Origin of the sequence: Thermococcus sp. 21S9, from assembly GCF_012027635.1 — an archaeon.
Taxonomy (GTDB): domain Archaea; phylum Methanobacteriota_B; class Thermococci; order Thermococcales; family Thermococcaceae; genus Thermococcus.
This window is the reverse complement of the sequence record NZ_SNUS01000001.1, coordinates 192,019-205,202: the sequence shown is the minus strand read 5'-3', so window position 1 is coordinate 205,202 and position 13,184 is coordinate 192,019. Positions and strand designations below refer to the sequence as shown.

Annotated in this window: 15 protein-coding genes and 1 tRNA gene; 5 read left to right on the top strand and 11 right to left on the bottom strand. The window is 56.3% G+C overall.

Annotated elements, in window-relative coordinates:
• Positions 1-65: 65 nt before the first annotated feature.
• The 3 genes from xerA to sfsA are packed head-to-tail and all read right to left on the bottom strand — an operon-like array spanning position 66 to position 2,560.
• Positions 66-905, bottom strand: a complete 840-nt coding sequence (gene xerA / locus E3E28_RS01220; protein ID WP_167913718.1) for a site-specific tyrosine recombinase/integron integrase — start codon at positions 903-905, stop codon at positions 66-68.
• Positions 906-915: 10 nt separating this feature from the next.
• Positions 916-1,806 carry a toprim domain-containing protein gene (locus E3E28_RS01215; protein WP_167915078.1) on the bottom strand — a complete coding sequence of 297 codons (891 nt, stop codon included), beginning with the start codon at positions 1,804-1,806 and terminating at the stop codon, positions 916-918.
• 43 nt (positions 1,807-1,849) lie between these two features.
• Positions 1,850-2,560, bottom strand: coding sequence for a DNA/RNA nuclease SfsA (sfsA, locus tag E3E28_RS01210; RefSeq protein WP_167913717.1), 711 nt, complete (start codon positions 2,558-2,560; stop codon positions 1,850-1,852).
• A 141-nt stretch (positions 2,561-2,701) separates the two neighbouring features.
• On the opposite strand from sfsA, the gene E3E28_RS01205 reads away from it, so the two are divergent.
• Both E3E28_RS01205 and E3E28_RS01200 read left to right on the top strand, forming a co-directional pair.
• Positions 2,702-3,748, top strand: coding sequence for a M42 family metallopeptidase (locus E3E28_RS01205; RefSeq protein ID WP_167915077.1), 1,047 nt, complete (start codon positions 2,702-2,704; stop codon positions 3,746-3,748).
• A gap of 65 nt (positions 3,749-3,813) precedes the next feature.
• Positions 3,814-4,515, top strand: coding sequence for a hypothetical protein (locus E3E28_RS01200; RefSeq protein ID WP_167913716.1), 702 nt, complete (start codon positions 3,814-3,816; stop codon positions 4,513-4,515).
• On the opposite strand, the gene E3E28_RS01195 is transcribed toward E3E28_RS01200, so the two are convergent.
• Positions 4,465-4,722 carry a hypothetical protein gene (locus E3E28_RS01195; protein WP_167915076.1) on the bottom strand — a complete coding sequence of 86 codons (258 nt, stop codon included), beginning with the start codon at positions 4,720-4,722 and terminating at the stop codon, positions 4,465-4,467. The genes E3E28_RS01200 and E3E28_RS01195 overlap by 51 nt on opposite strands.
• Before the next feature lie 46 nt (positions 4,723-4,768).
• Between E3E28_RS01195 and E3E28_RS01190 the strand changes: the two genes are divergently transcribed.
• A complete protein-coding gene (locus E3E28_RS01190; protein ID WP_240921634.1) occupies positions 4,769-6,694 on the top strand; it encodes a helicase C-terminal domain-containing protein in 1,926 nt (641 codons plus the stop codon).
• Here the strand turns inward: E3E28_RS01190 and E3E28_RS01185 are convergent.
• From E3E28_RS01185 to E3E28_RS01165, 5 genes are all read right to left on the bottom strand, one after another.
• Positions 6,681-7,043 (bottom strand): hypothetical protein, encoded by a 363-nt coding sequence (locus E3E28_RS01185; protein ID WP_167913714.1) that lies wholly within the window; start codon positions 7,041-7,043, stop codon positions 6,681-6,683. The genes E3E28_RS01190 and E3E28_RS01185 overlap by 14 nt on opposite strands.
• Positions 7,044-7,570: 527 nt before the next feature.
• Positions 7,571-7,678, bottom strand: a tRNA-Met gene (locus tag E3E28_RS01180).
• Between the two features lie 52 nt (positions 7,679-7,730).
• A complete protein-coding gene (locus E3E28_RS01175; protein ID WP_167913713.1) occupies positions 7,731-8,345 on the bottom strand; it encodes a rhomboid family intramembrane serine protease in 615 nt (204 codons plus the stop codon).
• The gene (locus tag E3E28_RS01170) at positions 8,335-9,105 is read right to left on the bottom strand and encodes a bifunctional fructose-bisphosphatase/inositol-phosphate phosphatase (protein WP_167913712.1); all 771 of its coding nucleotides are present in this window, start codon (positions 9,103-9,105) and stop codon (positions 8,335-8,337) included. The genes E3E28_RS01175 and E3E28_RS01170 overlap by 11 nt, the downstream gene beginning before the upstream one ends.
• A 5-nt stretch (positions 9,106-9,110) precedes the next feature.
• Positions 9,111-9,920: a DUF63 family protein gene (locus tag E3E28_RS01165; RefSeq protein ID WP_167913711.1), complete on the bottom strand. Its 810-nt coding sequence runs from the start codon at positions 9,918-9,920 to the stop codon at positions 9,111-9,113.
• Positions 9,921-9,988: 68 nt separating this feature from the next.
• On the opposite strand from E3E28_RS01165, the gene E3E28_RS01160 reads away from it, so the two are divergent.
• Both E3E28_RS01160 and E3E28_RS01155 read left to right on the top strand, forming a co-directional pair.
• On the top strand, positions 9,989-11,041 hold the full coding sequence (locus E3E28_RS01160; protein ID WP_167913710.1) for an NAD(P)-dependent glycerol-1-phosphate dehydrogenase: 1,053 nt from the start codon (positions 9,989-9,991) through the stop codon (positions 11,039-11,041).
• A 34-nt stretch (positions 11,042-11,075) separates the two neighbouring features.
• Positions 11,076-11,510: a UPF0179 family protein gene (locus E3E28_RS01155; protein WP_042690696.1), complete on the top strand. Its 435-nt coding sequence runs from the start codon at positions 11,076-11,078 to the stop codon at positions 11,508-11,510.
• Here E3E28_RS01155 and E3E28_RS01150 read toward each other — a convergent pair whose 3' ends face one another.
• On the bottom strand, positions 11,511-12,503 hold the full coding sequence (locus E3E28_RS01150) for a biotin-dependent carboxyltransferase family protein (RefSeq protein WP_167913709.1): 993 nt from the start codon (positions 12,501-12,503) through the stop codon (positions 11,511-11,513).
• Complete coding sequence (gene pxpB, locus E3E28_RS01145) at positions 12,496-13,182, bottom strand: 5-oxoprolinase subunit PxpB (RefSeq protein ID WP_167913708.1); 687 nt, start codon at positions 13,180-13,182, stop codon at positions 12,496-12,498. Before pxpB ends, E3E28_RS01150 begins: the two co-directional genes overlap by 8 nt.
• Between the last annotated feature and the right edge of the window lie 2 nt (positions 13,183-13,184).

Genomic DNA, 13,184 nt, shown 5'->3' with positions numbered 1-13,184 from the left:
TGTTTTTGGTTGGTACGGTATGCCGTACCAGTCTTCAAAAAGGGTCGGTACGGCACGGTGTACCCCTACTCAACTAGCCCCTCCATGAGCCTCGCCTTTTCCTGGGCTTTCCTGAGGTGCTCGACGGTGACCTTCGTGTAAATCTGGGTCGTCGAGAGGTTGGAGTGACCGAGAAGTTCCTGAATGGCCCTTATATCCACTCCCCGCTCAAGCATGTGCGTCGCGAAGCTGTGGCGGAGTCTGTGGGGCGTGACTTCAACGCCCGCCCTCTTCCCGTACTTCTTCAGGAGGTACCAGACGGTCTTCGTCGAGAGCCTGTCCTTGCTCTTCCTCCGCTCCTCGACGAGTAAATACTCGCTCGAATCGGAGCGCGTTTCAAGATATGAACGGATTTCCTCAACCAAAAACTCTGGAATCGGCACGACCCTGTCCTTGGCCCCTTTTCCACCGCGAACCACTATTATGCCCCGCTCCAAATCAACTTCGCTCTTCTTCAGGTTGCAGAGCTCGCTGACACGAAGACCCGCCCCGTAGAGCAGGAGAACTATCAGCCTGTCCCTCTTCCGCGTCGGTGGAATAACCGATAGAAGCCTCTTTACCTCTTCGCGCGTAAGAGCTTTTGGCAGGCTCCTCGGCACCTTCGGCGGTTTCAGCTTCTCCGCTTCCTCATCGTAGCCCTCGAAGCGGAAGTAGGCCCTCAATGCCTGAACAACGAGGTTTAAGCTCCTGTTGGAGTAGCCTTCCCTCCTGAGCCTCGCCAGGAAGCGGAGGGCGGAGCGCGCGTTCAAAGCCCCGCCCCATTCAAGGTATCGCCGAACGTAGTAGGAGTACATCCTAATCGTGTTCGGGCTCTTGCCCTCGAGGTCGAGGTAGGTCTCGAACTCCTCTACAACTTCGGTGTCCATCGCTCAGCCCTTAGAGCAGTTCGTCCGGTTTGAGCTCGGCCTCGATGATTTCTATTTCTTCTCCAGCTTTCTCTGGGGTTTCGGGCTTCTCCTCCTTCTGCTCAACGGTTTCCTCGCTCTCGGCTTTCTCTTCAAGGCCCTCCTTTATGGCAAGGCTCAGGTAAACGGTCTTCATGAGCTCCTCCACGAGCTCCTTTTCCTCGGCGAAGACGTAGCCCTGGCCGACGACAACCTTTCCGGCAAGGCCGAGCTTCTCAACCGCTATGGCGAAAATCCTTTCGTCCGGAACGGGCTCGGCCGGGAAGAGGTTCGTCCACGCTTCCTCAATCTTGACCGGCCTGCTCTTCTTGTCGAGGAGCTCCCTCAGGCCCTCGTTCTCGTTCCTCAGCCTGACGTACTCGGCGTGAAGCTCTTCATACTTCTTCTGGAGCTCCTCGTGCTCCTTGTAGAGGCTCTCGTACTCGTTCGCGAGCTGGTCGTACTTGCCCTTCACATCGAGGAGCTGTTTCCTGAGCTCCATGTACTCCGGAAGGACCTGCAGGCTCTTCAGCCCGGCCCTGACGAGGGTGTTCTTCAGTTCCTTCCTGACGAGCTCAACATCCACGTGCTCAAGGTCGTGGCCGAGGGGAAGCTTCATCCTCTCGATGTGCCCGACCATCTCGCCGAGCTCGTTGAAGAGCCTCTCCGCGAGCTCCCTTCCAACCCTGTCGGCGTCGGTCGCTATGATGAGAAGGTCCGCTCCTGCCGCGGCGCTCTTGGCTATCTCGATGTTCGTCGTCGGGATTATGGCGGAGATTGTGATGTTGTACTCGCTCCCCAACGCGAGCCCCTGGAGGGCCTTGCTGACGACCTCAACGTCGCTCGCCCCTTCAACGAGAATCCTAACGTCAACTATCGCCATGCTCACCACCGTCAATAATTCTCGCCCCGGTTTAAAACCGTTCTCATAGCTCGACCTTCAGCTCGGGCCTCTCGAGGATTACCCTTCCGTCGGGCAGGAGCGAAATCGAGAGACCCTCGATTCTAACCCCCGCCCTCTTTGCCTCCCTCAAAAGTCTCGCGAGTTCGAGGTCACCTTTTTCGTAGGGCTTGAACTTTTCAACGCCGGGCATCGCCCCGATGAAGAAGATTATCGCGTCCTTTCCGGCTTTGACAAGCTCGATTAGCTCCCTAACGTGCCTCTGCCCGCGAAGCGTCGGGCAGTCGGGGTACATCGCGTATTCACCTTTCTCGCCTCCCCTCAGGACGGCGCTCTTCATCTCGCCGTAGAGTTCTCCGCCGGGGCACTCGAAGAGGTAGTCGAGGCGGGAGTTGCCGATGCGAACTTCTTTCCGCTTTATCGAGCAGTCCTTCAGCCAGGGAACGAGGCCGAGCTCAACCGCCCTTTCAAAGGCCTTGGCCTGAGTCCTCGTGTCCACTATCGCTCCCTTTCCGTCTAAATCCTCGAAGGCTATAAGAACGAAGTCGGTCTTTCCCCCGCTCTTATGCGTGCAGAAGACCTTTCGTTCCGGAATCATAAACTCCTCCAGGCGACCGGTGTTGGTGAGAAGGGCCCTTCTAATTTCGCCGTTCACCTCGACCAGGGCGACGAAGCGGTTGAGCCTCTCCATGAACTTACAAGGAACCACGTTGAGCTTCAGGAGGACTTCCTTCATGATTCACCCTTTGAGGGGTGGGATATAAAGCTTGACGCCGTCTGTGTTATCCAGTTCTTGGATAATCCATTTGGTGGATAACCTTTCACCCACCTAAACCCTTAAAAGCTCATTACGATGACTATCTAAACGGTGGTGCCGATGGTGGACTTCGAACTGCTCAAGAAGATTGTTGAAGCCCCTGGAGTTTCGGGCTTTGAGTTTCTCGGCGTCAGGGACGTTGTAATCGAGGCCTTCAAGCCCTACGTCGACGAGATTAAGGTTGACAAGCTCGGAAACGTCATAGCGCACAAGGAAGGAAAGGGCCCGAAGGTCATGCTCGCCGGGCATATGGACCAGATTGGCCTCATGGTGACCCACATTGAGAAGAACGGTTTCCTCCGCGTTGCACCGGTCGGCGGTGTTGACCCGAGGACGCTGATAGCCCAGCGCTTCAAGGTCTGGATTGGCCCGAACGAGTTCATCTACGGCGTCGGTGGAAGCGTTCCGCCCCACATCCAGAAGCCGGAGCAGAGGAACAAGGCTCCGACCTGGGACCAGATTTTCATAGACATAGGCGCCGAGAGCAAGGAAGAGGCCGAGGAGATGGGTGTAAAGATAGGCACCGTCATCACCTGGGACGGCAGGCTCGAGAGACTCGGGAAGCACAGGCTCGTCAGCATCGCCCACGACGACAGGATAGCCGTCTACACCCTCGTTGAAGCCGCGAGGCAGTTGAGCGAGACCGATGCGGACGTTTACTTCGTCGCGACCGTTCAGGAGGAGGTCGGCCTCAGGGGAGCAAAGGTTTCGGCGTTCGGCATTGACCCGGACTACGGCTTCGCCCTCGACGTCACCATAGCGGCCGACGTTCCGGGAACCCCGGAGCACAAGCAGATAAGCCAGCTCGGAAAGGGCGTCGCGATTAAGATAATGGACCGCTCCGTCATCTGCCACCCGACGATTGTCAGGTGGATGGAAGACCTTGCGAAGAAGTACGAGATACCCTACCAGTGGGACATCCTCACCGGCGGAGGAACCGACGCAGGAGCCATACACCTCAACAAGGCCGGCGTCCCGAGCGGTGGCATAAGCATCCCGGCGCGCTACATACACTCCAACACCGAGGTCGTTGACGAGCGCGACGTCGATGCCGCGGTCAAGCTGACGACCAAGGTCATCGAGGAGATTCCGAACCTGAAGCTCTGATTCTCCCTTAAATTTTATAAGCTTCCCTTCAAATTTTCTCCAGCACTGCTCAAGGGTGTCCAGCGATGGAATCAAGGACGGCAGAGATGCCTTTCTCGGCGGACTGGGAGGCCGTTAGGTGGGTGACATCGAAGCCGAGGGAACTCTTCAAGTCCCTGCCCTTTGAGGCCGAGGCCTCCGGGGAGGAGACCCTCGACGTCCGAATACGAATCCGGAGAAAGCTTTTCAAATTCGAGTTCACGGGGAGAATGGAGGTTGCCTTTGCAGATTCGACGGCCACCTACATCATGAAGGGTCCAAAGGGGCTCCTGATTCTCTCCGCTTCCGTTGACGACGATGTCCTCCTGTCGAGGGCCTCCGCCGACCTCGTCGAGCGCTTTCTCGGCCGAAAGCTGGAAGCCCTTGTCAACGGCTTCGCCCTGGCGGTCTGCCGTTTCTCGGAAAGCTACCGGAGAATCGTCGGAAAAATCCTTCCAACGGGGGAGGGGGAGTTTTACGTGAGGAATATGGCCCAGGATGACCTTCCCCACCTTCTCAGGTACCTCCGCTTCAGCCTTGGGAATGGGACGTTCTCCCTCCACGGAAAGGGCAACGGCGAGGAGTTCAGGATAACCGTCGAGAACGACGTGGTGAAAAGCATCGAGCACGAGAGCTCGGGTGGAAGCGCGATAGTCGAAGTTAACAAGCCCCTGCTTGGCGTCGGTGAAGATGACTTTTCAGGCCTCGAGCTCGGGGGAGAGTACTTCCTCAGTGTTCTCCGTCGGTGACCTCTTTTCAAGCTTCCACAGCTCGTAGAGCAGGAAAGCTAGCCCCATAAGAACTCCCGCAACGAGGAAGGGCCACTTGCTCGGCAGTGGGAGACCGCGGTGCCACTCGTGGAGCAGGTAGTTCTGGTAGAGGAACAGGTAGCCGAGCCACGCTATAATAACCGCCTCGATGCTGTATTCGACCAGCTTCTTCTCTCGCTCCTCCATCTTCACCACGGGAAAGGTTAAAAGCGACCCGTTAAAAACTCTTCCCATGCAGGAACCAGACCTCCAGTACTTTCCCTACGACACCCTCAGGCTCAATCAGGCGGAGTTCATCGAGCTCGTGCGCGAGACAGCCGAGAGGGGAGAGAACGCCATAATTGAAGCCCCAACAGGCTTCGGTAAGACCGTGAGCGTTCTGGCCGGCGTTCTTCCAGTTGCCGAGGACCTCGGCCTCAAGGTTCTCTACTTAGCCCGAACGCACAGGCAGATGGACCGCGTTATAGAGGAGCTCAAGGCGATAAACCGGAAGGCGAGGGTTTCTGGGGTTGAGCTCAGGAGCAGGAAGGAGCTGTGCCTCCACAACTACCTCACCCAGTTCACGAGCGACGCCTACACCGCCATGGTCGTCTGCAAGAACCTAAAGAAGCTCGGAAAGTGCCCCTTCTACGAGAACGAGAAGAAGAAAAAGGCCGAGTTCAACGAGCTCGTGAATTTTTTCCTTGAAAGCCCTTCCCACCCGTCCGAAATCCTGAGCTACGCGGAGACGCTCGAGCTCTGCCCCTACGACCTGACGAGGAAGATAGCCGAGAAGGCAGACGTCATCGTCGCCAGCTACCTCTACGCGATAAGCCCCAGCATAAGGGAGAGCCTGATAAGCTCGCTCGGCGTGGATTATTCGGACCTTATAATCGTCTTCGACGAGGCCCACAATCTGCCTGACCAGGCCATCTCTGCTTTGAGCGACAGGCTGAGCATTCATACAATCAACAGGGCCATTAAGGAGGCCGACGAGTACAGGGAGAACGAGATAGCCAATTTCCTTAGCATACTCGGCAAAGGTTTGGAGTTGCTCTTCCGCGAGAAGCTCGCCGACAGGGAAATCCAGGAAACGCCGATTCAGCCCGAGCTGGTCTTCGTTCACCTGATGAGAACCCTCGGGATAAGCGAGCGCTGGCTCGTGAAAACGCTGAACGAGATGGTCTCAATCGGCGAGGCGATAAGGGAGGACAGAATAGAGAAGGGCAAACCTCCAAGGAGCTACATTGGTCGCGTCGGCGAGTTCCTGCTCCTCTGGTTCTCGCTCATCGGAAGGGAGGACTACCTCTTCCTGCTCAGCAGGGAGAAGGGTTTGAGCCTTGAGCTCGTGGCCTTGGACCCGTCGAAGGCCCTAACCTTTCTCAAGGAAGTCCACAGCGCCTTCTTCATCTCCGGAACGCTCACCCCGCTTGAGGCCTTCCGCGACGTCATGGGCATCGAGAAGGCCAGGCTGAAGAAGTTTCCAAGGATGGTGAAACGCGAAAACGCGCAGGTTCTGGTCGCCAAAGACGTCTCGACGCGCGGTGAGGAGCGCTCGCTCCAGGTTTACAGGAAGATGGTCGATTATATCATCGAGGCCGTTAAGCTGATTCCCAAGAACGTTGGCGTTTTTACGGCCTCCTATGAAGTCCTTCAGGGCCTCCTTTCGGCCAACCTTGAGGTCAGACTTGAGGAAACGGGAAAGGCGGTATTCATCGAGAGGCAGGGGGTAAGCTCGGCCGAGAATGATGCGATGGTGGCTTCGTTTAAAGCCCACGCGAGGGGCAACGGGGCGGTTCTGCTCGGCGTCATGGGTGGGAGGAACAGCGAGGGACAGGACTACAGCGGGGATGAGATGAACGGGGTCATACTGGTCGGGATTCCCTACGCGAGGCCCACTCCGCGCGTGCAGGCTCAGATAAGGTACTTCGAGCGGAAGTTCCCGGGAAAGGGCCGTTACTACGGCTATTACTTGCCCGCCCACAGGAAGCTGGTTCAGGCAGCCGGAAGGGTCCACCGCTCGGCGGAGGAGAAGGGCTCGATAATAATCCTCGACTACCGCGTCCTCTGGAGAAACGTCAGGAAGGACTTCCCGGACTGGATGGTTGAAACTATGAGGCCCGTTGACCTGGCGAGGATGAGGCTCTATCTGAAACGCTTCTGGTTCAGCGGACCGTGAACTCCTTTTCGACCCTGACCTTGGCACCGTTCACGTAGGCCACCTTGATGACCTTGTATCTCCCCGGTGGGAGCTCCACAGGCAACTTCTGCTCTATAGTTTCACCGGGGATTAGGACGATTCTTCGGTTCAGGAACACTATCCCCGGGTCAAGCCTCTGCCAGAAACCGACGTACTCGTAGAGCTCAATCTCGTTGTCCGTCTCGACCTTGAAGGTGTTTGGGTTCGTTATCCAGACGACGAGTTCTCCCTTCCGGGGTTTGACGTCGATGTCGAGCTCGACCTCCGGTGGTGCGCCGACGTTTATGACCCCGACTTTGTCATCGGAGGGTACTTTAACAATCTTCATCAGGGTCTACATTGACATCTTTTTAGATAAACTTTCCGGAGGAAGCTTTGCACATCCTTTAAGGAAGGCCGGTAAAAAGCACTTCCCTCTTCGGGAAGCAGAAAAACGGTCGTGCACTAACAAAAAGGCGAAATTCGGGGGGTTTAACTTCAAACCAAGCCCCTTCTAATGGTTTCAACTTATCATCGGCGCCCTCTGGGCGCCTTCTTAGAGAGAAACCCTCACCAAACAAGCTTTTTGGAAAAGCTTGACCAAAAGTGTCAAACCCTCAAAGAGGGTAAAGATAGAGCGCATGCTCTCCAGACTAATCCGTTGGAGTTGGGTTTGCTTTAATAATGGCTCTTGGGAATGGTGTTTAACTTGTAACGCGCCCGGAGGGCGCTAATGGGAGAAAACACGCTCGAGAACGGCGAGTTTGGGAGCAAACCCCCTGTTAGACCAAGCCATTCAAAAAGCATGCCTACTTTTGATGAAACTTTTCACCAGAAAAGTTTCTCCGCCAGCGCTTTCGTCAGAAAGGGCTGTTGTGGTGCCGGGGCGGGGCTTTGAACCCCGGACCTCTCGGTTTCTCAGGCTCCCCCGAGGGGGAGTGGCCCTATGAGCCGAGCGCTCTGACCAGGCTAAGCTACCCCGGCACTGCCCGAGCGCTCGACCTATACCTTCCGGCGGGCGTTTTTAAATCTTTCGCTAATAGTAGTCGTACGCGTAGGCCCACGTTAGCTTCCTCTTTATGACCTTGCCGTAGTAGTAGCCTATGAGGATTCCGGCGAGAAGTCCGCCGAGGTGGGCGTAGGCGTTGACTCCTGGCAGGAAGCTGTTGATTAGGAACAGCACGAAGGCATTAATAAGGGCCCCCTGCATGTTCCCCCCGACGACGCCGGTGATTGTTATCAGCGCCCCCGCGATACCGAAGAGCGCCCCGCTCGCGCCCGCACTGACGACGTTGGGAGGCATGAGGAACAGCGTCAGGAGGTTCCCTGCTAAGCCAGAGACTACGTAAATCATCACGACCCGCTTGGGCCCGAGTATTCTCTCAAGCTGGCTTCCCATGACGAGGAGGAAGTACATGTTGAAGAAGATGTGGATTATGTTCACGTGGACGAACATCGCCGTGAATGGTTGCCACCAGGCCCCGAGGTGCAGAACCGCGTAGTTCCACTGGCCGAGCGTGGCCAAGACGTTCCCGCTGATGCTTATCGGGTTCCTGCTCAGTATTGCCTCGACGGCGTAGACGGCGACGTTTATGAGGAAGAGCGTGAAGGTTGCCTTTCCGTAGCGATTGAAGTAGCGCTCAAGGCTCATTCCCCAGCTCCTCCAGGATTATTTTGAGGATTCTCTCGTTCGCGACTGCGATAACGTTGGTGTTCACCTCAGCCTTCAGCTCGAACTCAAGGGGCTTTCCGTTCTCATCTGTTACCAGTCCACCGGCTTCCCTCACGAGCATAACACCTGCCGCTATGTCCGTCGGCCTCACGTAGTTCCTTATGTCGAAGACCCCGTCGAGCGAGCCCTTGGCGGTGTAGGCCATCTCTACCGCTATCGCCCCAAGAACGCGGACTCTCTTAACCCTCTTCACGAGTCCGAGGCATCTTCCGCGCGTGTAGAAGCTTATCGCCTCCTTCCCCGGCGCGGGCTCGTTGACGTGAATCGGCCTTCCGTTGAGGTAAGCCCCCTCACCCGGAATGGCCTCGTAGAAGGCCTTCGGGAAGAACTCGTAGATTGCCCCGTAAACGGGTTCCCTTCCCTTGAAGACGGCGAAGCTGAAAGCGAATATCGGGATTCCCATCGAGAAGTTATAGGAGCCGTCGAGGGGGTCAACGACAACTGTGTAGTCGCTCCCGACGTCTATCTCCCCGACTTCCTCGCTCACTATGTTGACGTCGAGCGGTTTGAGGTGCCTTATAATCAGGTCCTCCGCGACCTTGTCAACGTATTTCGTTACGTCACCGCTCACGTTCGTTCCAACGTTTTCACCGGCCTTCTTGGTGCCGAAGAGGGGCATTATCGTTTTCTCCAAATCCTTTGCCATGTTAAGTGCAATCTCGTTCCAGGCGAACTCCATACAAATCACCTCAACAACGTTATGAGCAGGTTCCTCGTTCCTGGGCCGAAGCCGAGTATGAAGACCGTAAGCTTGACGAAGTTTATAAGCTCGGGGTCCTCATCCGTCATCAGCCTGTCGAGAACGTAAACCACGAGCGTGATTATAACGAGCTTCTCAAGGTACATGACGGCTGGCGTTCCAAACAGGTTCATCAGCGTCCTCGCGAGAACGTGCTGTTCCCAGAAGCCGAAGAACTGGATTCCAACGAAAGTGGTCGTCGCGTCGTAGAAGTGGGTGTAGAAGAGTATCCTGTTGTTCCTCACGAGCTCGAACTTCCTTGAGAGGAGCCAGATGAAAGATTCAGCAACGAGAAGGCTTGGAATGAAGTACTTGAAGTAGTCCCACCTGACGGACACCCTGTCCCAGTTAATCACCATTATGAAGAGCAGGCCCGCGACGAGAACCCACCCGAAGTCACGGTATATTGGATAGAGCCTGTCGTCCGGCCCGAGATGCCTCCAGACAGCGAAGAGGGACGCTATCGCGAAGCCGGCTATGACGAAGTAGCCACCGGGGCTGACGGTCAGATAAGTCCTCGGGAGCAGGCCTATGTCGGTCATGCTCCTCATCAGCGGGCCGAGGATGATGTAGGGCATAAGAGCCACGAAGAAGCGCTCGTCCACCTTTATCCTCATCTTTTTGAGCATCTTATACAGGAGCAGAACGGCGACGCCGAGGATTAGGGCGTAGACGAGGGTGTTCACGACGTTGTAACCCTGATTGTACTTTATGGGTTCGACGAAATAGCGGTAAAAAAACTCGTAGAGTCCCATTCGACCACCATAGACGGTTGTTCCGATAGCCTTAAAGCTTTTCCTTCCGAGAGGTTAGGGGTGGGAGAATGAAGGGAGTTCACCTGATGCAACTTCCCCGCGAGGTCCTGCTGGGCGAGGACCTTAAAGGGGAAGTTGTGAACGTCGCGAGACGGTTGGGCCTCGGCGAGAAGGCCATCATACTCTACGGGCCGAGAACGAAGGAGATAGCCGGTAAGGACGTTGAGGAAAGTCTTAAATCCGAGTACGAAGTCGTTCCGCTCACCGTTAGAAAGGGCGCGACGATGGAGGAAGTTGAGAGGACGATAGGCCTGATAAAGGACGAGAGCGCCGACTGGGTCATCGCGGTTGGAGGGGGAAGCATAATAGACGTCGCCAAGCTCGCCTCCTTCAAAACGGGCGTTCCCTTCATCAGCTTCCCCACGACCGCTTCTCACGACGGCATAGCGAGCGCCAACGCCTCGATAAGGGATTTGGGCGCCAAAACTTCAGTCAAGGCCGTCCCGCCGATAGCAGTCATAGCGGACGTTAAAGTTATTAAAACCGCACCCTACCGCTACCTCGCGGCGGGGGTTGGAGATACGATAAGCAACCTGACGGCCGTAAAGGACTGGCAGTTGGCCCACAGGATTCGTGGCGAATACTACAGCGAGTACGCGGCCTCACTCAGTCTAATGAGTGCCAAGATGGTCATGAGGAACGCCGACATAATACGGCTCGGCAACGAGGAGAGCGTAAGGAAGGTCATAAAGGCCCTGATTTCCACGGGCGTTGCCATGAGCATAGCAGGCTCTTCAAGACCCGCGAGCGGTGCGGAGCACCTCTTCAGCCACGCCCTTGACATGCTCCTCGACAAACCGGCTCTGCACGGCGAGCAGACGGGGCTCGGGACGATTATAATGGCCTACCTTCACGGCATGAAGTGGGAGCGCGTTAGGGAAACCTTAAAGAGGGTCGGCGCACCAACTACAGCATACGAGCTCGAAATCGAGCCGGAGATTATAATCGAGGCCCTAACTATCGCCCACACGATAAGGCCCGAGCGCTACACAATCCTTGGAAAGGACGGCCTCACCCGCGAAGCGGCCGAAAAAGCCGCTAAAATCACAGGAGTTATTTGACTATCATCTCTCACAACTTCCGGAGGTGTTTGGAATGGCCATAATCACGTTAGTCGGTGAAAAGCTTGCGAAACCGGGTGTTGAGTTCATATTCTATGGACCAGCCGAGCCGTGCAAAACCTGCAAGCTGGCAGGAGTCTGCGTCGGAAACCTCGAACCGGGCAGGAGGTACAAGATTCTGCGCGTGAGGAGCATGCCGTCGCACTCCTGTCCACTGCACGAGGGCAAGGTTAGGGTTGTTGAAGTCGTCGAGCCGAGCGTCGAGGTGGCGATAGAGCCGAGATTAGCTATAGTCGGCTCGATAATCCAGCTGAAGTTCGAGGAGTGCAGTGACCCCAAGAAGAGGGACCTCTTCAAGCCGGAGGGCCTCTTTGAAGGCGACCACGTGAAAATCATCGAGATAACGGGAGAAATCGAGTGCGACGGAAAGACCTACAAGATTGCCAAGGTAATGCGCAAGAAGGAGTGATTACTCCCCCGCGAATGCTATCGTCTCTGCTTTTTCGGTTTTTATCCTGTATGCCCTCATTCTCCCGGCAAGGAAACGCCTTATCGCCTCAAGCGTCTTCTCTTTCTTCAAGAGCTCGTTTCTGGTCTCTTCAACGCTTGTCTCCCTAAAGCGCACCTTAAAACCAGGCCTCAGTTGGGCAAGTCGGTGCAGATGCGCACTCGCAACGACGCCAATCCTCGCGTAACCGCCGGTGGTTTGAGCGTCGCGCATCATCACGATGGGCTTTCCGTTGGCTGGAACCTGAACCGTCCCGGGGACGAGCGGACCGGTGACTATTCCAGCGCCTTTCTCGGAGTGCTCTATCGCTTTTCCGTCGAGGCGGTAGCCCATCCTGTCTGATTCCGGCGTTACGGTGTAGGCCTCGCTCAGGAACGTCCTCACACCCTCCTTGGTGAAGTGTTCCAAATCCGGGCCGAGAACGACACCGACGGTTATTTCCTCTGCCGAGTAGTCCGGTCTCAGCTCCTCGGGAAGTCTGCGCCCCTCTTTGCCGGTCAATATTGCATAGCCGAGAATAAGTTTATCTCCAACTTCCAAAGGCCGTCCAAGACCCGCTTTGGCGTAGGTCGAACAACTGCCTAAGAGCTTCTCGCACTTTATTCCGCCGGCGAAAGCGATGTAGCCGTAGAGACCGCTCCTCAGCGTCCCAACTTCGAGGATATCTCCCCTCTTTGCCCAGTGGCTCGTCCAGGGTTCGATGGGAACGCCGTTGAGCCTGACGTCAACGTCTCCGGCAACGGCGAAGACGGCGGAGGTGTTGAACCTCAGCGTCGGCCCGGTCAGGAGGAACTCGAGAAGGGGAGCATCGCCGGGGTTTCCAACGAGGTAGTTGGCTATCCTCGCGGAGTAGTCGTCCATGTAGCCTGAAACCGGGACGCCGAGCTTTCTGTATCCTTTCCGGCCGGAGTCCTGAACCGTCAAAAGGGATGGGGCCTTGAGGAGTTCAATCATTTTCGCGCCCCCATTCAGCCCTGTAGAGCTCTTCGAACTCTCCTTCATCAATCGGTACGAACTTTACCCTGTCGCCGGGCTGAAGGAGTGTCGGCGGTTCCTTCGATGGGTCAAAGAGCCTCAGTGGTGTTCTCCCGATGAGCCTCCAGCCTCCGGGGCTTTCGAGGGGGTAGATGCCGGTCTGCTTTCCGGCTATCCCGACCGAGCCTGCTGGCACCTTCAGTCTGGGCTTTTCGAGGCGGGGCGTCGCTATGCGCTCGTCCATGCCACCCAGATAGGCGAAGCCGGGCAGAAAGCCGAGGAAATAGACGCGGTAGACAGGTTTTGAGTGGATTTCGATGACCTCCTCAGGGGTTAGGCCGTTGTACTGGGCGACGAACTCCAAATCCGGGCCATACTTGCCTCCGTAGAGAACTGGAATCTCAACAAGCCTCCCCTTGAACTTCTCAGCCGAGAACTCAAGCCCCTGGATTGCCCGCTTGACCCCTTCAAAGTCTATGAGCTCCGGCTCGTAGATTACCGCGAGGGAAGAGTAAGCGGGAACGACTTCGACGAGCCACTCGAAATCCGCTTTCTCTATCGCCCTCGCGAGGGCGTGAACGCGGTCGTTGGTCTCTTCGTCGATGACCTCTCCGAAGGAGACGAGTAACGCCGAGTCACCGAGGGGTTTGAAGTTCATGG

Bases quoted from the DNA above. Each gene is read 5' to 3' on its own strand.
- xerA (WP_167913718.1), bottom strand. From the start codon at position 905: ATGGACACCGAAGTTGTAGAGGAGTTCGAGACCTACCTCGACCTCGAG.
- E3E28_RS01215 (WP_167915078.1), bottom strand. From the start codon at position 1,806: ATGGCGATAGTTGACGTTAGGATTCTCGTTGAAGGGGCGAGCGACGTT.
- sfsA (WP_167913717.1), bottom strand. From the start codon at position 2,560: ATGAAGGAAGTCCTCCTGAAGCTCAACGTGGTTCCTTGTAAGTTCATG.
- E3E28_RS01205 (WP_167915077.1), top strand. From the start codon at position 2,702: ATGGTGGACTTCGAACTGCTCAAGAAGATTGTTGAAGCCCCTGGAGTT.
- E3E28_RS01200 (WP_167913716.1), top strand. From the start codon at position 3,814: ATGGAATCAAGGACGGCAGAGATGCCTTTCTCGGCGGACTGGGAGGCC.
- E3E28_RS01195 (WP_167915076.1), bottom strand. From the start codon at position 4,722: ATGGAGGAGCGAGAGAAGAAGCTGGTCGAATACAGCATCGAGGCGGTT.
- E3E28_RS01190 (WP_240921634.1), top strand. From the start codon at position 4,769: ATGCAGGAACCAGACCTCCAGTACTTTCCCTACGACACCCTCAGGCTC.
- E3E28_RS01185 (WP_167913714.1), bottom strand. From the start codon at position 7,043: ATGAAGATTGTTAAAGTACCCTCCGATGACAAAGTCGGGGTCATAAAC.
- E3E28_RS01175 (WP_167913713.1), bottom strand. From the start codon at position 8,345: ATGAGCCTTGAGCGCTACTTCAATCGCTACGGAAAGGCAACCTTCACG.
- E3E28_RS01170 (WP_167913712.1), bottom strand. From the start codon at position 9,105: ATGGAGTTCGCCTGGAACGAGATTGCACTTAACATGGCAAAGGATTTG.
- E3E28_RS01165 (WP_167913711.1), bottom strand. From the start codon at position 9,920: ATGGGACTCTACGAGTTTTTTTACCGCTATTTCGTCGAACCCATAAAG.
- E3E28_RS01160 (WP_167913710.1), top strand. From the start codon at position 9,989: ATGAAGGGAGTTCACCTGATGCAACTTCCCCGCGAGGTCCTGCTGGGC.
- E3E28_RS01155 (WP_042690696.1), top strand. From the start codon at position 11,076: ATGGCCATAATCACGTTAGTCGGTGAAAAGCTTGCGAAACCGGGTGTT.
- E3E28_RS01150 (WP_167913709.1), bottom strand. From the start codon at position 12,503: ATGATTGAACTCCTCAAGGCCCCATCCCTTTTGACGGTTCAGGACTCC.
- pxpB (WP_167913708.1), bottom strand. From the start codon at position 13,182: ATGAACTTCAAACCCCTCGGTGACTCGGCGTTACTCGTCTCCTTCGGA.